The organism is Mesorhizobium sp. P2_E7, assembly GCF_056403855.1.
In genome coordinates this window covers 829,944-845,951 of sequence record NZ_JBFUER010000001.1, presented here as the reverse complement: position 1 = coordinate 845,951, position 16,008 = coordinate 829,944, and the positions used below count along the sequence as shown (strand labels likewise).

Below are 16,008 nucleotides of genomic sequence, written 5' to 3'. Positions count from 1 at the left end.
CACCGTCTTTCCGCAGCCCGTTCGGCTGGCTCAATCCATTGGCTTCGGGTGGGCAACATACGGTCTGGCACCAGGCTGGCAAGCCGCGCTAATGGTCTGGCATGACCAAATCCATGCCGCCCTACCTCTCCTTTGATCCAGCCGCGCGCCGCCTTCGGCTCGATCCGCACGAGCCGGCGTTTTTCCAGAACCCTTACGACGCCTACGCCTTCCTGCATGGCCGATCGAACGCCTTCTTCTGGGAAGAATTCGGCTTCTGGTGTTTTGGCGGCTTCGACGACGTCAACCGGCTGTTGCGCGACCGCCGCTTCGGCCGGCAGAGCCCGACCGGTGTTCCCGACAGACGCGGCGTCGGCATGGATCGCTCGCATCTTGCCGCCTTCGATGGCATCGAGACCAATTCGATGCTGGAGTTGGAACCACCCGTGCACACCAGGCTGCGGACGCTGGTCAACCGCGCCTTCGTCTCGCGGCAGGTCGAACGGTTGAGACCCCGCGTCGAAGCGCTCGCCAATGAGCTTATCGACCGCTTCGAACCGGACAAGATCGATCTGCTGCCTGCCTTCGCCTCGCCATTGCCGATCACCATCATCGCCGAAATGCTCGGCGTGCCGGTCGAGATGGGGCCGCAGTTGCTCGACTGGTCGCACCAGATGGTGGCCATGTACATGCACAGCCGCACGCGCGAGATCGAGGAAACGGCCAATCGCGCGGCGCGCGATTTTTCCGACTTCTTGCGCGGCTATGTCGCCGAGCGGCGCAAAAAGCCGGGCGACGATCTGTTGTCGCTGCTGATCGCGGCGCAGGAGGATGGCCAGAAACTGTCGGAGGACGAACTGGTCTCGTCCGCCATTCTTTTGCTCAATGCCGGGCATGAGGCGACGGTCCACCAGACAGGCAACGCCGTGCACACGCTCTTAGCGCAAGGCGGCGACCCCAGCCGCTTCTTCACCTCGCCGGAGGCGACTGCGGCCACGGTCGAGGAATGCCTGCGCTTCGACGCGCCGCTGCATATGTTCACCCGCTACGCCTACCAGGAGATCGAGGTGACATCAGGGGTTGTCGTACAACCGGGCGAGACGATCGGCCTGCTGCTCGGCATGGCCAACCATGACCCGCTTGCCTTTGCCGAACCTGGCGCCTTCCGGCCCGGCCGGGCGGATCAAAAAAATGTGTCGTTCGGGGCAGGCATTCATTTCTGCATCGGCGCGCCGCTGGCGCGGCTGGAATTGCAGGTGTCGCTAAAAACCCTGTTCGAACGGCAGCCGCACCTCCATCTTGCGGAGGAGCCGCGCTTCCGCGACACTTACCACTTCCATGGGCTGGAAAGGCTCGCCGTCGGGTTCTGACGCGAGGCCGGGGTGGCGGTATGAACTTGTTTTCGACACGGGCGGTGGCGTTCGCCCTCGCGCTGCTGTGCGCCAGCATCGCCAGCGCATGGGCGCAACAACAAAACATTCCGCAGGAAAACAGCGACGCCATCGCCCGTGCCCTGGCAGGGCCCCTGCTTCAACGCCAGACGGGTGCTGCAGTGCCCGCGGACAAGTTCTGGGCCTATGAGGTCGATTTCAATCTCGACGGGTTCTCCGAACTCTATGTCTATGTCTCGGATCCCGCCTACGACGGGGTGAAGTGCGGACTGTTCCTGTTCGTGCTGGAAGGCGACAGCTATCGTGAGGTTCTCGGCGACATTCCGGGTGCCAGGCTGACGCCCCCGGACAGGGTCGGGCTCGGCGCTTTCAAGCGCAACGGCTTCATCGACCTGCAGCTCAACCGGAAGCAGTTTGGCTGGACGGGCGATCGCTATGCTGATGTCTCGACCTTCCCTGCCACCTCGCTCGACGGTGCCGGCTTCATCGCTGCCTGCCAGAAAAGCAGGTCAAACGAGCAGCCCGAAGAGGGCGAGGCCGAAAGGGTCGCCGGCGAATGTCAGTGCCAGTTCAATCGCTTTCAGGCGATCGGTTTCGCACAGGCCGACCTCGATCAGTATGCCGCCTCTCTGGGCGAGAAGTTCGACTATCCGACGGGCGACAAGGAGAAGGCCTGGCAGGCCATCGCCACCAGCGCAAGCGACACCGCAACCGGCTGCGATATCATCGGCGGCAAGAGCCAGTGGCAGCCGGCTTACTTCAACCATGGCGACCAGACGCAAGAGAAACTCGAATTCAATGAGTTCATCAGTGCCTGCCCTACGCAGGATTTCATCCTGGGCAACCGCAAGGTCGGGACGCCCGACCGGGCGCTTGGCCTCTGTGGCTGCCTTGCCCGCGAAATGCCGACACAAGGCGTGAAGCAGGAAGGGCTGGACCTGCTGACGCAATATTATCGCGATGAGATATCCGATAGTGATGTCGATGCCGGAAACGCCGACCTTTTGGCCGAGCACGACAAGGCCTCCGACGCATGTCTCAGCCAATTTCCGGCGAAATAGTCGACCGCCAGCTACAAGCGCCGGAATGATAGGGTCGAGCCGATGAGATTCGCGTTCCTGCAAGAACCTCCCTTCTGCTTTACCGATCCCTCCGAGGCACTTAACGGTTGCGACGCCAAGCTGGCGGAGAAAGTCTGCGCACTGCTGGCGGAGGCATTTTCACCGGCCGAGACTGAGTTTGCCGAATTGCTCCCCGGGCTGGTCGATGGTCGATGGGACATGACGACGGGCCTGTTCGTGTCGGAAGAGCGCAGGATGCTTGTCGACTTCACCCGGCCGATCTGGATGCTGGCTGACGGGCTTCTGGTCGCCAAGGGCAACCCGCGTGCCTTCGACGGCTACCGGTCCGTTGCCGAGGATCAGACAGCCTTGATCGGCATAATATCAGGCCAGATCCAACACCAGACAGCCCTGCAAAACGGTGTTCCGCCCGAGCGCATCAAGGTCTTCGCCACGCAGGGTGAAGCGGCTGCCGCAGTCGCTGCCGGTGCGGTGCATGCCTATGCCAGCGTCGCCATGGCGCATCGCGGCTATGTCGGCAGGCACCCCGATGCGCCGCTCACCGTCATCGACGTTCCCGCGGCGGAAAAACAGCCGGCTGCTGGTGCCTTTGCGCTGGCAAAGGGCAATGCGGCGTTGCGCCGGCGTATCGATTCCTGCCTCGACGATGTGCTGGGCAGTTCCTGGCACCGCGAGATGATGAGCGAGCACGGATTTTCAGGCGCCGAGATCGATCGCCTTCTGTGAATTCGACCGCTGGCTAGAGCTTGATCACATACTCCTTGCGAGTCGTTTCAAGCACTTCCCAGCTGCCCTTGAAGCCGGGCCTCAGCACAAAACTATCGCCGGCACGCACGGTGCGGGCGTCGCCACCGTCCTCGGTCACCACCGAGACACCTGACAGGATGTGGCAGAACTCCCACTCATCATAGACGATGCGCCATTTGCCGGGTGTGGCTTCCCATATCCCGGCATAGAGGCCGCCATCGCGCTCCTCGACATTCCAGGTGCGGAATTTTGGATCGCCCGCAATCAGGCGATCCGGCGCCGGCGCGCCATGCTCGGCGTCGACACTGTCGACACCAACGGACAGGAATTTTGGATCGGCCATGATCAAACCTTGGCCAGGGCCTGTTCGAGATCGGCGACGATGTCGTTGACATCCTCGATGCCGACGGAAAGCCGGACCGTGTCCGGACCCGCACCGGCCTTGACCTTCTGCTCGTCGGACAACTGGCGGTGCGTGGTCGAGGCCGGGTGGATGACCAGCGACTTGGTGTCGCCGACATTGGCCAGATGCGAAAACAGTTCGAGCGCCTCGACGAATTTGACGCCGGCCTCGTACCCACCCTTCAGGCCGAAGGTGAAGACTGCGCCGGCGCCGAGCGGCGAGTATTTCTTCTGCAGCGCGTTGTTCTTGTCGCCGGGCAGGCCGGGATAGTTCACCCAGGCGACCTTGGGGTGGTTGGACAGCCAGCCGGCGACGGTGACCGCATTGTCGCAATGGCGCTGCATCCTGAGCGGCAAGGTCTCCAGCCCAGTCAGGATCAGGAAGGCGTTGAAGGGCGAGATCGCCGGGCCAAGGTCGCGCAGGCCAAGCACGCGGGCGGCAATGGCGAAAGCGAAATTGCCGAAGGTTTCGTGCAGAACGAGGCCGCCATATTCGGGCCGCGGCTCCGACAGCATCGGGTACTTGCCCGATTTCGACCAGTCGAAAGTGCCGCCGTCGACAATGGCGCCGCCGATCGAATTGCCGTGGCCACCGATGAATTTCGTCAGCGAATGGACGACGATGTCGGCGCCATGCTCGATCGGCCGCACCAGATAGGGTGAGGCCAGCGTGTTGTCGACGATCAGCGGCAGGCCGTGCTTGCGGGCGATGTCGCCGATCTTTTCGATATCGACGAAAGTGCCGCCCGGATTGGCCAGGCTCTCGATGAAGATCGCCTTGGTCTTGTCGTCGATCTGGCTCTCGAAGGTCGAGATGTCATTGGTGTCGGCCCAGCGCACCTCCCAGCCGTAGTTCTTGAAGGCGTGGCCGAACTGGTTGATCGAGCCGCCGTAAAGCCTTGTCGCAGCGACGAAATTGTCGCCGGGCGTCAGGAGATTGTGGAACACCAGCACCTGAGCGGCATGGCCGGAGGCGACGGCAAGTGCTGCCGTGCCGCCTTCAAGTGCTGCGATCCGCTCTTCCAGCACCGCCTGGGTCGGGTTCATGATGCGGGTGTAGATGTTGCCGAACGCCTTCAGCCCGAACAGCGAGGCGGCGTGGTCGGCATCGTCAAAGACGAAGGAGGTCGTCTGGTAGATCGGCGTGGCGCGTGCGCCGGTCGCCGGGTCGGGCTTGGCGCCGGCATGGACGGCGAGCGTGTTGAAACCGGGCGTACGGGTCATCGAAACCTCCCTCTCCTGAACCTTCTGAAAATCGTGGGCATTCTTGGCGAACCGCAGCCACGAATGCAAAGAAGAAAATACCTTTCGGCAAGCGATCTACGATGAACGCGCGGGGAACTTCATCGCTTCCCGGAATAATTTTGCTCGCCTGGGAACCGAGCATACCTTTCGGGGTCGCGGTCTATTTCTGGCGCACGCCAAAACTCTGGAATCCCGGCCGCATCAGCGGCTTCTTCGATGACAGCACACCCGAGTTGACACCGGTCCAGCCGATCTCGCCCGACAGCTTGCCATATTCGATCTTGGGGCAGCGGTTCATCACCACCTTGATGCCGGCCGCTTCGGCGCGCGCCGCCGCCTCGTCATTGCGCACGCCAAGCTGCATCCAGATCACCTTCGGCAAGGGATTGAGCTTCAGCACCTGATCGAGAATGCCGGGCACTGCAGCGGAGGCCCGAAAAATGTCGACCATATCGACCGGACCCGGCAGATCGGCCAGGCTAGCATAGACTGTGCGGCCAAGGATTTCCTTGCCGGCCTGTCCGGGATTGATCGGGAAGACCAAAAAACCCTTGGCCAGCAGGTATTTCAGCACGAAAAAGCTCGGCCTGACGTCATTGGCCGACGCGCCGACCATGGCGATGGTCTTCACCGAATTGAGGATGCCGCCGATATAGACATTGTCGTACGCGTCGTGGTTCATCCGGCAATTGCCTTCCTGCGGTAGTGATAGCGGTAGAGTTCTTTGGTGAACCCAAGCGAAGCATAGAGCGCGCGGCCCGGCGCATTGTCGGCGACGACCTGCAGGCAGGCCGCCGAGGCCCCTGCCCGCCGGGCCCAGCCGATCAGGCTGCCGACCGTCTTGCGGCCGAGGCCTTGCTGCCTGAACCGGCTGTCGGTCTCGACCGACTCCACCACAAGCAGGCCATCACGGATGACGCCATAGGCCAAAGCGGCAATTTCGCTGTCACGCTCGCAGGATACGAACGCCTTGTCGCCGATGATCAGACCGGGCATTTCGCGAAAGACGCGGCGATCAGCCTCGTCATAAGCACCCATGCGGAACCGCGCCGCGAACCAGTCCTCGCTGGGCGTCGGCGACACGGTGACGTGCTCGTCGCTGATATCCACCAACTCATCAATCCCGCCATAGAGGTGGATGGTTCCGCCTTCGAAATCGTAGCCGCGGCGGCCGAGCAGCGTGTCCATTTCGGCGGCGATGTCGGGAACCCGGAACAGCGGCGTCTGGCCATGATCGAGATAGAATGCCTCGCCAACATCGAGCACGCTCTCAGGCGTGCCGCGCTTGCCCCGCAAGGGATTTACCGAATTGCTGCGCCGGATCCGGCCGCCGGAGCGCCTGAGAAGCCAGCCGTCGAAAACCGTCTCCACCGCTGCCGGCCAGGCTTCGCGGCAAGCCTGTTCGCTCTGCCAGTTGAGATCGTCGCTCATGCCCGCACCGTCACTCGTCGTCTTCCCGCAGCGCCTCTTCCATAAACGCCTGCGGGTCGGTGCAGAAGTCGCGCATCATGCGAAAATGGTCGGTATCGCTGAAATCGGTCGGGTCGAGGCCGAAACGGCTGATGCGGAACAGCCTAGCCCCCGGACAGGCCATCAACAGCGGCGAATGCGTGGCCATGATCACTTGCGCTGTCCCCGACTGGTCCATGCGCCGCAGCATCTTCAAGAGTTCGATCTGCCGCGACGGCGATAGCGCGCTTTCGGGCTCGTCGAGGATGTAGATGCCTTGCCGGCGGCAGCGCTCCTCGAAGAAGCGGATAAAGCCCTCGCCATGCGACCAGGACAGGAAATCCGGCGGCGGTGGCTTGAACGGGTCTTCCAACGCCGCTTTGTCGAGATAGCGGGCAACGGAGTAAAAAGACTCGGCACGAAAGAACCAGCCCGCGGTGACTTTTGGCAGCCAGTGGCCGCGAAAGGTGTTGGCCAGTGCGGCACCGCTCTTGTCGATGGCAATGGAATGGTCGACCGGCCTGTAGCCCTTGCCGCCGCCGGCTTCGTCGTAGCCGGCCAAAGCGCCGATGGCTTCGAGCAGGGTGGATTTGCTGGTGCCGTTCTCGCCGACAATGATGGTGATCGGCGTGGTGAATTCAAGTTCGAATTCGCGGCCGCGAAACAGCGGCAGGTTCCGGGGATATTGTTCCCAATCCTCGACCCGCGCCGGATCAATCAGGATGCGTTTGAGATAGGGCGCCTTTAGCCGCGTCAGTTGCTTGCGGTACGCCATGCGGGATCAGTCGGGCAGCGAGATAGTACCGTCTTCCGCGATCGGGAAGGCCGGATTGTGGGCGACTTCCCAGACATGACCGTCGGCATCAGCGAAATAGCCATACCAACCGCCCCAGAAGGCGCGGCCGGCCGGCTTGACGATCCTGCCGCCGGCCTTCTCTGCCATGGCGAGCACCTCGTCGACCTCGGCGTCGGAGCGGGTGTTGTAGGCGAGATAGACCGCCGACGGCGCCTTGGCGAAGCTGATGCCGGAATCCTCCTCGGCGCTTGGCCGCGGAAACAGGCCGAGAATGGCGCCACCCATCTGGAAGAAGGCGACGCCGTCGGTGATGCCGGCATGGCGCTTGAGGCCCATGCCCTCATAAAAGCGCACGGCGCGGTCGAGATCGTCGGTGGCTACGGTTATGATGGAGATGCGCGGTTCCATGGGTCGAAAAACCTATTCGTCCGTCCATTCCGGTTTGCGTTTGCCGATGAACGCACCAATGCCTTCTTCCGCATCACGCGCCAGCATGTTCTCGACCATGACGCGGCCGGTATAGGCGTACGCGTCGGCCAGCCCCATTTCGGCCTGCGCGTAAAAGGCCTCCTTGCCTGTCTTGATCACCAAAGATGATTTGGAAGCAATGGTTTGTGCGTATTTGGTGACGATCTGATTCAGGTATTCGCGCGGCACGACGCGGTTGATGAGGCCGAATTCCTTGGCCGTCGCGGCATCGATGGTCTCGCCGGTCAGCAGCATTTCCATCGCCTGCTTGCGCGAGACGTTGCGCGACAGCGCCACCATCGGCGTCGAACAGAACAGGCCTATATTGACGCCCGGCGTGCAGAAGGTGGCCTCATGCGAGGCAATGGCGAGATCGCAGCTGGCAACCAGTTGCAGCCCTGCCGCGGTGGCGAGCCCGTCAACTTCAGCGATTATCGGCAGGGGATGGCGAACAATTGCCTGCATCAACGCCGCGCAAGCCGAAAATGTCTGCTCGAAGAACGCCTTGCCTTTGTCAGCGTCGGCGCGGCGCGCGGTCATCTCCTTGAGGTCGTGGCCGGCGCAAAAGACCTTTCCGGCCGCCGCCAGGACGATGACCCGGACGGATTTGTTGGCCTTGGCCTGATCGAGCTCGGCGCTCAGCGCCGCCACGACGGCAAGCGACAAAGCGTTGGCGGGCGGATTGGCGAGGGTCAGGCGCAGCACGCCCTTGTCCAGCCTGGCAGTGACCGGCCCATCTATGGCAGCAGGTTTGATGGCAAGGATTTCGGCCACGATAAGGTCTCCGCGATTCCGCTGGGCGCCGCCAGACTATCTAATATCGGATTGGGTTTCATCAACACCCATCGCTTGCGCCAGTGGGCTGAAGGTGTTGCCAGAAACGCGCCATTGCGTTCATACAGGCCCAGCATAGAACGAGAGACCGACATGCCCGCCCAGGACAATCTCAAGCCGGTGCTGAATGCGGCTGAAGTCAATGCGCTGATGGCCAGCGTCTACCCGCAGCTCAACGACGAATTCGCTTCATACGAGGCGCTAGATGTTTTCCCTGGCGGCTGCACGGTGCGGCTCAATGCCGACGAACGGCATTTGCGCCCCGGCGGCACGGTGTCCGGTCCCTCGCTGTTCACACTGGCCGACATTGGCGGCTACGTCTGCGTGCTCAGCCACGCCGGGCCGGACGCACTCTCGGTCACCATCAATCTCAACATCAATTTCATGCGCAAGGCCGAGGCCGGGCCGATCGACGGCCATTGCCGCATCCTGAAGCTGGGCAAGAGTTTGATGGTGTTCGACATCGACATCGTCGCCGGACCGGAGGGACACACGGTGGCGCATGCCACGGGCACCTATTCGATCCCGCCGACGCGGGTGCTATAGTGGACAGGCAACCCTGGAACTCGCAATGAAAACCTATTTCGCTTTGGTCGACAAAGACCCGGACAGCTCGTTCGGCATCCGCTTTCCCGATATCCCCGGCTGCTTTTCAGCTGCGGACGACGCGGAAGGCGTTATGCCAAATGCAATCGAAGCATTGCAGTTTTGGGCGGAGGACATGTCGGCTCCCCAACCGTCCAGCTACGAAACGCTCGTCGTACTTCCTGACATACGCAAGTCTCTCGCCGAAGGGGGCTATCTTGTATCAGTGCCGCAATTAGCCGAGCGCAAGCGCGCGAATTGATGTGGTAAAATAATACCTTTTTATCAAGCCTTTGTTTTTATTGACCTTTGTGCGCTCACGTGCTTTTCCTATGCCTTGACGCACACACGCACCTCGCCTATAAGCCCTCCCGAAGCAGCGGCCCGCAAAGGCCGCCGTTTTGTTATTGGCGGCGGGCAAGTGCCTTGTCACCAATCCAAGCAACAAGAAACGCCTTCTCCATCATTGGGGTAGGTCCTAACCGAAAGCAGAAATCCATGGCAACCTTTTCGCAGAAGCCTGCGGATGTGGTGAAGAAGTGGGTGCTGATCGACGCCGAGGGTCTCGTCGTTGGTCGTCTCGCCACTGTCATCGCCAATCATCTTCGCGGCAAGCATAAGCCCACCTTCACCCCGCATGTCGACGATGGTGACAACGTCATCGTCATCAATGCCGACAAGGTGGTGTTCACCGGCAAGAAGTTCACCGACAAGGTCTACTACTGGCACACCGGTCACCCCGGCGGCATCAAGGAGCGCACCGCGCGCCAGCTGCTCGAGGGTCGTTTCCCCGAGCGTGTCGTCGAGAAGGCCGTCGAACGCATGATCCCGCGCGGCCCGCTCGGCCGTCGCCAGATGAAGAACCTCCGCGTCTATGCAGGCACGGAACATCCGCATGTCGCCCAGCAGCCCGTCACCCTCGACGTGGCCAAGCTGAACGCCAAGAACAAGAAGGTTGCATAAGATGGCTGAGCTTTCCTCGCTCGCAGAATTGGGCGCTGCCACCGGCAACACCAATACCCAGCCGGCAGCACCCGTCCATGTCCAGAAGCTCGACAAGTCGGGCCGCGCCTATGCCACCGGCAAGCGCAAGAACGCCATTGCGCGCGTCTGGGTGAAGCCGGGTTCCGGCAAGATCGTCGTCAACGACAAGGAATTCGCGACCTATTTCGCGCGTCCGGTCCTGCAGATGATCCTCAACCAGCCGATCATCGCCTCCAACCGCGCCGGCCAGTACGACATCGTCGCCACCGTCATCGGCGGCGGCCTGTCCGGCCAGGCGGGTGCTGTTCGTCACGGCATCTCCAAGGCGCTGACCTACTACGAGCCGGCACTGCGCGCCGTGCTCAAGAAGGGCGGCTTCCTGACCCGCGACAGCCGCGTCGTCGAGCGCAAGAAGTACGGCAAGGCGAAGGCCCGTCGTTCCTTCCAGTTCTCGAAGCGCTAAGCGCTGCTCAGTACAGACAATCGGAAAGGCCGCCTTCGGGCGGCCTTTTTGTTTTGGGTCTCGGCAGTCACCCCGCGCCTTCGGCGCGACCTCCCCATCAAGGGGAGGTAGGGGGTCACGGCAGTTTCGCCCGTGCGGCGAGGCGTCAGGACGACAGTCTCAGATGTAAGGCGCGACGCCCTACCTCCCCGCGATGGGGAGGTCGGCGCGAAGCGCCGGGTGGGGTGATGGCGCCGACTGTCGTTCACCCGGCAGCAGGTCTCAGTATTTGCCGGCTTTGACGAAATCGATGAACGCCCGCAGCGGCGCCGGCACCAGGCGCCGCCCGGGATAGTAGAGAAACGGCCCGGAAAAGCTCTGCCACCACGGTTCGAGGACGGGCTCGAGGGCGCCGCTGTCGAAGTGTGGGCGAAGCCAGCCTTCAAAGAGAGCGACTATGCCGCTGCCGGCGATCGCCGCATGGACGGCAAGGTCGCTCGCGCCGCCGATCCGCACGATCAACGGCCCCGTCGTGTCGACCCGCACCACTTCGCCGTCGCGCTCAAATTCCCACGGCAGCATCGCACCGCTGGCAAAGCGGCCGCGCAGGCAAGAATGGCCAAGCAGGTCGCTCGGATGTTGCGGTCGTCCATGAAGATCCAGATAGGCAGGGCTGGCAGCCGTGGCGAAATGCTGCACGCGCGGTCCGATCGGCACCGCGATCATGTCCTGTTCCAGCCGCTCGTCGTAGCGGATGCCGGCATCGCAGCCGGCCGCCAGAACGTCGACAAAGTTCTCATCGGCGATCACCTCGAGCCGGATGCCGGGATAAGCGGCGAGGAAGCCCGGAATGATGTCGGGCAAGATCAGCCGCGCGGCGCTGACCGGCACATTGAGACGCAACGAGCCCGCCGGCCGATCGCGAAAGCCATTGACCACGTCGAGCGCCGCCTCCACCTCAGACAGCGCCGGACCGAGCCTTCCCAAGAGGCTGAGGCCGGCCTCGGTCGGCACAACGCTGCGCGTCGTGCGGTTGAACAGCCTGACGCCGAGCTGCGTCTCCAGGCGGCGCACCGCCTCGCTCAAGCCAGACGCGCTGCCGCCGCTGGCGCGAGCCCCTTCGCGAAAACCGCCGGCACGCGCCACCGCCACGAAGGCGTTCAGATCGCCAAGGTCCATCATTGTTCGCCAATCCGCACAAGCTGTACGGATTGTACCTGATTATCCCGAGGTTGAGCAGCGCCTATCTTCGCCTCCTCAAAGGAGATCCATCATGTCCACTGTCCAAAAGTCCGGCACATTCACCCTCGGCAGCCGCACCGTAAAGCGACTCGGTTATGGCGCCATGCAGCTTGCCGGCCCCCACGTGTTCGGCCCGCCGAAGGATCATGACGCGGCCATTGCCGTGTTGCGTGAAGCGGTGGCGTCCGGGGTCAACCACATCGACACAAGCGACTACTACGGCCCGTATGTCACCAATCAGCTGATCCGTGAGGCGCTGACGCCCTATCCTGAAGACCTCGTCATCGTCACCAAAATCGGCGCGCGGCGCGGCAGCGATGCCTCCTGGCTGCCTGCCAATTCGCCCAAGGAGCTTGAGCAAGCTGTGCACGACAATCTGAGGAACCTCGGACTTGAGGTTCTGGACGTCGTCAATCTGCGCATCATGTTCGGGACGATGGGGCCGTCCGAAGGCTCGATCGAAGGGCAGCTGACAGCGCTTGCCGAACTGCAGCGCAAGGGTCTGGTGCGCCATATCGGCCTGAGCAACGTCACTCCTGCGCAGGTCGCGGAAGGCCGGGGGATTGCCGAGATCGTCTGCGTGCAGAACATGTACAATCTGGCGCACAGGTACGACGACGGATTGATCGACGAGTTGGCGCGCGCCGGTATCGCCTACACGCCGTTCTTCCCGCTGGGCGGTTTCAGCCTGCTGCAATCGTCGACTTTGTCAAATGTCGCCGCGCGCCTCCGCGCCACGCCGATGCAGGTCGCGCTGGCCTGGCTGCTCAAGCGCTCGCCGAACATCCTGCTCATCCCGGGGACATCGTCGGTCGGGCATCTCAGGGAGAATTTGGCGGCGGCGGAGCTGGAGCTGTCGGTTGATGTGCTGGCCGAACTGGATGGGGTGGCGAAGGCAGCGTGAGACCTTCGCGGGTTGCGCTATCACCCCACCCGCGCCTTCGGCGCTACCTCCCCATCGAGGGGAGGTAGGAGGCTGCGGCAGCTTCCCTGCCCTGCGATCGTTGCAATGGTCAGGACATAAGCGCCAACGCCCTACCTCCCCTCGATGGGGAGGTCGGCGCGCAGCGCCGGGTGGGGAGAAGCGCCGGCTTTGAATTTCTAGTTGATACTCGCCGTGCTCGCCGGCTCGGCCGGCTTTGCCTCATCCGCATAAGGCACCCGAAACCCATTCGCCGCCAGCCAGTCAATCGCGGCTTTCGGTTCGTCGGTCTGGATGATGGTGGCGCCGCGGTCGGCCCAGAAGCCGTAGGTCTCGGCCGGCAGGCTGGCCGCCACCGCCAGTTCGTCGCCGCGGCCGCCGGAGAGGAAGCCGCCCGGCTTGTTGACGATGGCGTAGGTGTTGGCCCAGATGTGCCAGCCGCCCCGCACCGACACCGCCCGCATGCGGGTGCTGAACAGCGGCCCGCCGGTCTCAGTCAGCGTTTGCGCCCCTGCCCGCCAGTTGATCAGCTCGATGGCGCCGGGCGCAAAAGCCTTGCCGACCTGCTCGGCAAAGGCAGCATCATGCACCGCGTCGTCGGCGATGATTGGCATGAACTGGAAGCCGCCGCCGGCAGCATCGAGCGCCGTCTTGACCGTGGCGATCCGCTGCTGGTTCCACAGGTTCTCCTTGACGATCACCTGTTCGGCCATGCCGAGCTCGCGGGCAATGGCGATCATGCCGGGCAGAGCCTGAACATCGAGCTTGTTGTCGAGGTTGATGAGGATGCGATCCCTGGTCGCCAGCAGCATTTCGCGCAGCGTGGAAACCGCCTCATTGGTGACGGCACCGGTGCCTTCGACCACCAGCCTGCAGTGCTTGAGTTCGGCCAGCGTGTAGTTGACCACCTCGCCGTTGCAATTCGTGGTGCGGTCGAGCCAGCTGTCGTGCATGACGACGAATTCGCCATCCTTCGAGCGCCTGATGTCGACCTCGACGATTTCGGCGCCCATCGCGATCGCGCCCTCGACGGCGGCGAGCGAGTTTTCGGCATAGAGCGTCTTGCCGGCTTGCATGCTGCCGGCGCGGTGCGCGGCGACCATGACATGGTCGCGCCACTGGTTGGCATGTTCGAAGCGGTCGAGAATCTGCCTGGCGCGGGTTTCCCCTGCCGAGGCCTGGCCGGTGAAAGCGCCAAGTGCTGCGCAAAGCAGAAGGCAGATGGTCCGCATCGAGAATCGCTCCTTGCCGGATCGGACCGGGGATAAGCGACGTCAGTGACAGGCCGGTGAACGAAGCCGGCTAGTGGATTGTCGCGCCGCTGCAACAAAGTCGTGCTGAAACCATGCCAGCAGAGCGCCGGAGCAGGATTGAGAAAGGCAGCCTGTAGAACGCTACGGCGTTTCGCCAAGCTGTGACTGGCATCTTGCGTGCCGGTTCTGTAGTTGTGGCAGCCCGATGAACAAAGAGGACCCGTAATGGCGAACCAGACCATCGACAACGCCTTCACCGCCCGCTCCAAAACGGGGGCATCCTTCGAGCCGACCTATGCCGGCGCGCTGTCGTTCATGCGGCGCAAATACACCAAGGACGTAAAGGGCGCGGACGCGGTCGTATGGGGCATTCCCTTCGACGCCGCCGTCACCAACCGGCCGGGCGCGCGCTTTGGGCCGCAGGCGATCCGCCGCGCCTCGGCGATCCTCGACAACGACCCGCAATACCCGTTCTCGCGCGACCTGTTCGAGCATCTCTCGGTCGTCGACTATGGCGATTGCCTGCTCGATTCGGGCAACCACCAGAAGACACCCGGCACGATCGAGCGCGAGGCGGCGAAAATCCTGAAATCAGGCGCCTTCCTGCTGTCGCTCGGCGGCGACCATTTCGTCACCTGGCCGTTGCTCAAGGCGCATGCCGCCATCCATGGGCCGCTGGCGCTGGTGCAGTTCGACGCCCATCAGGACACCTGGCCGGATGACGGCAAGCGCATCGACCACGGCTCCTTCGTCGGCCGCGCCGTCAATGAAGGCATCATCGATCCCGACCGCTCGATCCAGATCGGCATCCGCACCCATGCGCCCGACACGTTCGGCATCAAGATCCTCTACGGCCACGAGATCGAGGAGATGCGAGCGTCCGACATAGCCTATGCCATTGTCGACCGCACCGGCGGCAGGAAGACCTATCTCACCTTCGACATCGACTGCCTCGACCCGGCCTTCGCGCCCGGCACCGGCACGCCGGTCGCCGGCGGACCGTCCTCGGCAAAGATTCTGTCGACGCTGCGCCAACTCGGCCAGGTCGATATTGTCGGCGCCGACGTCGTCGAGGTTGCGCCGGCCTATGATCACGCCGATATAACGGCGATCGCCGGTTCGATGGTGGCGATGCACTATCTCGGACTGGTGGCGGAACGCAGGGCGCGGGCCGAAGAGTTGAACAACGGCAATCATGGCGCCGCGAACCACGGCCAAGGCATATAGGTTTGAACTAGCAGGGAATTTGGCAGGGATATGAAACCGAAAATCTTCATCGATGGCGAACACGGCACCACCGGCCTGCAGATCCGGGCGCTGCTGGCCGAGCGCGGCGACCTTGAGATCATCTCGATCCCGATCGAGCGCCGCAAGGAAACGGCGGCGCGTGCAGAGTTCCTCAATGCCGCCGATGTCGCCATCCTGTGCCTGCCGGATGCCGCCGCCAAGGAAAGCGTGTCGCTGATTGCCAACGACACCACCAAGGTGATCGACGCCTCGACGGCGCATCGCGTCGCCGAGGGCTGGGAATATGGCTTTGCCGAACTGGACAAGGGACAGGCGAAGACCATCGCCAACGCCAGGCGCGTCGCCAATCCCGGCTGCTGGCCGCAAGGACCGATCGCAACGCTGCGGCCGCTGGTGGCGGCGGGCCTGCTGCCGCCGGATTTCCCGGTCACGGTCAACGGCATTTCGGGCTATTCGGGCGGCGGCCGGCCGATGATCGAGGAGTATGTCGCCCAGGGCGAGGATGCCTCGGAGTTCCTGCCCTACGGGCTGACCCTGCAGCACAAGCACGTGCCGGAGCTCAGGACCTATGCGAAGCTGTCGCATGACCCGATCATGCAGCCGGCGGTCGGCAATTTCGCCCAAGGCATGATCACGGTGGTGCCGCTGCAACTCGGCGGCCTCGACCATGTGCCGACCGGCGCCGAACTGCACGCTGCGATCGCTGATCATTTTGCCGCCATCCAAGGCGGCGTGGTCGAGGTTGCGCCCTATGCGCATATGGAGCGCATGCCGGAGATCAATCCGGAGGTCTACAACGGCACCAACCGCATGAAGGTCTATGTCTTCGCCAATGACGACAGGGCACAGGCGCTGCTGATCGCCGTCTATGACAATCTCGGCAAGGGCGCCTCGGGTGCGGCCGTGCAGAACATGGACCTGATGCTCGGTCTGTAGGAA

At 63.0% G+C, this 16,008-nt stretch carries 19 protein-coding genes; 10 read left to right on the top strand and 9 right to left on the bottom strand.

The window, feature by feature from the left end; translation table 11 throughout:
- The first annotated feature begins 101 nt into the window (after positions 1 to 101).
- The 3 genes from AC1DYC_RS04255 to AC1DYC_RS04245 are packed head-to-tail and all read left to right on the top strand — an operon-like array spanning position 102 to position 3,178.
- Positions 102 to 1,349 carry a cytochrome P450 gene (locus AC1DYC_RS04255; protein ID WP_477404236.1) on the top strand — a complete coding sequence of 416 codons (1,248 nt, stop codon included), beginning with the start codon at positions 102 to 104 and terminating at the stop codon, positions 1,347 to 1,349.
- Between the two features lie 20 nt (positions 1,350 to 1,369).
- Positions 1,370 to 2,431 carry a hypothetical protein gene (locus AC1DYC_RS04250; protein ID WP_477404234.1) on the top strand — a complete coding sequence of 354 codons (1,062 nt, stop codon included), beginning with the start codon at positions 1,370 to 1,372 and terminating at the stop codon, positions 2,429 to 2,431.
- Positions 2,432 to 2,473: 42 nt separating this feature from the next.
- Complete coding sequence (locus tag AC1DYC_RS04245; RefSeq protein WP_477404232.1) at positions 2,474 to 3,178, top strand: transporter substrate-binding domain-containing protein; 705 nt, start codon at positions 2,474 to 2,476, stop codon at positions 3,176 to 3,178.
- Positions 3,179 to 3,191: 13 nt separating this feature from the next.
- Here AC1DYC_RS04245 and AC1DYC_RS04240 read toward each other — a convergent pair whose 3' ends face one another.
- The 7 genes from AC1DYC_RS04240 to AC1DYC_RS04210 all read right to left on the bottom strand — a co-directional run bounded on the left by AC1DYC_RS04240 (position 3,192) and on the right by AC1DYC_RS04210 (position 8,333).
- Positions 3,192 to 3,542: a cupin domain-containing protein gene (locus tag AC1DYC_RS04240; RefSeq protein WP_477404230.1), complete on the bottom strand. Its 351-nt coding sequence runs from the start codon at positions 3,540 to 3,542 to the stop codon at positions 3,192 to 3,194.
- 2 nt (positions 3,543 to 3,544) lie between these two features.
- Positions 3,545 to 4,825 carry an O-acetylhomoserine aminocarboxypropyltransferase gene (locus tag AC1DYC_RS04235; RefSeq protein ID WP_477404228.1) on the bottom strand — a complete coding sequence of 427 codons (1,281 nt, stop codon included), beginning with the start codon at positions 4,823 to 4,825 and terminating at the stop codon, positions 3,545 to 3,547.
- 181 nt (positions 4,826 to 5,006) lie between these two features.
- Complete coding sequence (locus tag AC1DYC_RS04230) at positions 5,007 to 5,528, bottom strand: CoA-binding protein (protein WP_477404226.1); 522 nt, start codon at positions 5,526 to 5,528, stop codon at positions 5,007 to 5,009.
- Entirely contained in the window at positions 5,525 to 6,277 is a 753-nt protein-coding gene (locus AC1DYC_RS04225) for a GNAT family N-acetyltransferase (protein WP_477404224.1), read from the bottom strand. The genes AC1DYC_RS04230 and AC1DYC_RS04225 overlap by 4 nt, the downstream gene beginning before the upstream one ends.
- 10 nt (positions 6,278 to 6,287) lie before the next feature.
- A complete protein-coding gene (locus tag AC1DYC_RS04220; RefSeq protein ID WP_477404222.1) occupies positions 6,288 to 7,070 on the bottom strand; it encodes an AAA family ATPase in 783 nt (260 codons plus the stop codon).
- A 6-nt stretch (positions 7,071 to 7,076) separates the two neighbouring features.
- Positions 7,077 to 7,499, bottom strand: a complete 423-nt coding sequence (locus AC1DYC_RS04215) for a VOC family protein (protein ID WP_477404220.1) — start codon at positions 7,497 to 7,499, stop codon at positions 7,077 to 7,079.
- 12 nt (positions 7,500 to 7,511) lie between these two features.
- A complete protein-coding gene (locus AC1DYC_RS04210) occupies positions 7,512 to 8,333 on the bottom strand; it encodes an enoyl-CoA hydratase (protein ID WP_477404218.1) in 822 nt (273 codons plus the stop codon).
- Positions 8,334 to 8,486: 153 nt separating this feature from the next.
- Here AC1DYC_RS04210 and AC1DYC_RS04205 point away from each other — a divergent pair, with 153 nt between their 5' ends.
- The 4 genes from AC1DYC_RS04205 (at position 8,487) to rpsI (ending at position 10,425) form a co-directional block, all read left to right on the top strand.
- Entirely contained in the window at positions 8,487 to 8,939 is a 453-nt protein-coding gene (locus AC1DYC_RS04205) for a PaaI family thioesterase (RefSeq protein ID WP_477404216.1), read from the top strand.
- 25 nt (positions 8,940 to 8,964) lie between these two features.
- Positions 8,965 to 9,240 carry a type II toxin-antitoxin system HicB family antitoxin gene (locus AC1DYC_RS04200; RefSeq protein ID WP_477404214.1) on the top strand — a complete coding sequence of 92 codons (276 nt, stop codon included), beginning with the start codon at positions 8,965 to 8,967 and terminating at the stop codon, positions 9,238 to 9,240.
- Between the two features lie 236 nt (positions 9,241 to 9,476).
- Positions 9,477 to 9,941, top strand: coding sequence for a 50S ribosomal protein L13 (gene rplM, locus AC1DYC_RS04195; protein WP_192253381.1), 465 nt, complete (start codon positions 9,477 to 9,479; stop codon positions 9,939 to 9,941).
- A gap of 1 nt (position 9,942) precedes the next feature.
- Positions 9,943 to 10,425 carry a 30S ribosomal protein S9 gene (rpsI, locus tag AC1DYC_RS04190; RefSeq protein WP_023669408.1) on the top strand — a complete coding sequence of 161 codons (483 nt, stop codon included), beginning with the start codon at positions 9,943 to 9,945 and terminating at the stop codon, positions 10,423 to 10,425.
- 261 nt (positions 10,426 to 10,686) lie between these two features.
- Here rpsI and AC1DYC_RS04185 read toward each other — a convergent pair whose 3' ends face one another.
- Positions 10,687 to 11,586, bottom strand: coding sequence for a LysR family transcriptional regulator (locus tag AC1DYC_RS04185; protein ID WP_477404212.1), 900 nt, complete (start codon positions 11,584 to 11,586; stop codon positions 10,687 to 10,689).
- Between the two features lie 91 nt (positions 11,587 to 11,677).
- Between AC1DYC_RS04185 and AC1DYC_RS04180 the strand changes: the two genes are divergently transcribed.
- A complete protein-coding gene (locus AC1DYC_RS04180) occupies positions 11,678 to 12,550 on the top strand; it encodes an aldo/keto reductase family oxidoreductase (protein WP_477404210.1) in 873 nt (290 codons plus the stop codon).
- A 197-nt stretch (positions 12,551 to 12,747) separates the two neighbouring features.
- On the opposite strand, the gene AC1DYC_RS04175 is transcribed toward AC1DYC_RS04180, so the two are convergent.
- The gene (locus AC1DYC_RS04175; RefSeq protein WP_477404208.1) at positions 12,748 to 13,800 is read right to left on the bottom strand and encodes a glycerophosphodiester phosphodiesterase family protein; all 1,053 of its coding nucleotides are present in this window, start codon (positions 13,798 to 13,800) and stop codon (positions 12,748 to 12,750) included.
- Positions 13,801 to 14,046: 246 nt separating this feature from the next.
- On the opposite strand from AC1DYC_RS04175, the gene speB reads away from it, so the two are divergent.
- Complete coding sequence (gene speB, locus AC1DYC_RS04170) at positions 14,047 to 15,048, top strand: agmatinase (RefSeq protein WP_477404206.1); 1,002 nt, start codon at positions 14,047 to 14,049, stop codon at positions 15,046 to 15,048.
- A 30-nt stretch (positions 15,049 to 15,078) separates the two neighbouring features.
- A complete protein-coding gene (gene argC, locus AC1DYC_RS04165; protein ID WP_477404204.1) occupies positions 15,079 to 16,005 on the top strand; it encodes an N-acetyl-gamma-glutamyl-phosphate reductase in 927 nt (308 codons plus the stop codon).
- The last annotated feature ends 3 nt before the right edge of the window (positions 16,006 to 16,008 follow it).

What these genes read in the sequence shown, in the direction of transcription:
- AC1DYC_RS04255 (WP_477404236.1), top strand. Translation starts at nt 102, where the DNA reads ATGACCAAATCCATGCCGCCCTACCTCTCCTTTGATCCAGCCGCGCGC.
- AC1DYC_RS04250 (WP_477404234.1), top strand. Translation starts at nt 1,370, where the DNA reads ATGAACTTGTTTTCGACACGGGCGGTGGCGTTCGCCCTCGCGCTGCTG.
- AC1DYC_RS04245 (WP_477404232.1), top strand. Translation starts at nt 2,474, where the DNA reads ATGAGATTCGCGTTCCTGCAAGAACCTCCCTTCTGCTTTACCGATCCC.
- AC1DYC_RS04240 (WP_477404230.1), bottom strand. Translation starts at nt 3,542, where the DNA reads ATGGCCGATCCAAAATTCCTGTCCGTTGGTGTCGACAGTGTCGACGCC.
- AC1DYC_RS04235 (WP_477404228.1), bottom strand. Translation starts at nt 4,825, where the DNA reads ATGACCCGTACGCCCGGTTTCAACACGCTCGCCGTCCATGCCGGCGCC.
- AC1DYC_RS04230 (WP_477404226.1), bottom strand. Translation starts at nt 5,528, where the DNA reads ATGAACCACGACGCGTACGACAATGTCTATATCGGCGGCATCCTCAAT.
- AC1DYC_RS04225 (WP_477404224.1), bottom strand. Translation starts at nt 6,277, where the DNA reads ATGAGCGACGATCTCAACTGGCAGAGCGAACAGGCTTGCCGCGAAGCC.
- AC1DYC_RS04220 (WP_477404222.1), bottom strand. Translation starts at nt 7,070, where the DNA reads ATGGCGTACCGCAAGCAACTGACGCGGCTAAAGGCGCCCTATCTCAAA.
- AC1DYC_RS04215 (WP_477404220.1), bottom strand. Translation starts at nt 7,499, where the DNA reads ATGGAACCGCGCATCTCCATCATAACCGTAGCCACCGACGATCTCGAC.
- AC1DYC_RS04205 (WP_477404216.1), top strand. Translation starts at nt 8,487, where the DNA reads ATGCCCGCCCAGGACAATCTCAAGCCGGTGCTGAATGCGGCTGAAGTC.
- AC1DYC_RS04200 (WP_477404214.1), top strand. Translation starts at nt 8,965, where the DNA reads ATGAAAACCTATTTCGCTTTGGTCGACAAAGACCCGGACAGCTCGTTC.
- rplM (WP_192253381.1), top strand. Translation starts at nt 9,477, where the DNA reads ATGGCAACCTTTTCGCAGAAGCCTGCGGATGTGGTGAAGAAGTGGGTG.
- rpsI (WP_023669408.1), top strand. Translation starts at nt 9,943, where the DNA reads ATGGCTGAGCTTTCCTCGCTCGCAGAATTGGGCGCTGCCACCGGCAAC.
- AC1DYC_RS04185 (WP_477404212.1), bottom strand. Translation starts at nt 11,586, where the DNA reads ATGATGGACCTTGGCGATCTGAACGCCTTCGTGGCGGTGGCGCGTGCC.
- AC1DYC_RS04180 (WP_477404210.1), top strand. Translation starts at nt 11,678, where the DNA reads ATGTCCACTGTCCAAAAGTCCGGCACATTCACCCTCGGCAGCCGCACC.
- AC1DYC_RS04175 (WP_477404208.1), bottom strand. Translation starts at nt 13,800, where the DNA reads ATGCGGACCATCTGCCTTCTGCTTTGCGCAGCACTTGGCGCTTTCACC.
- speB (WP_477404206.1), top strand. Translation starts at nt 14,047, where the DNA reads ATGGCGAACCAGACCATCGACAACGCCTTCACCGCCCGCTCCAAAACG.
- argC (WP_477404204.1), top strand. Translation starts at nt 15,079, where the DNA reads ATGAAACCGAAAATCTTCATCGATGGCGAACACGGCACCACCGGCCTG.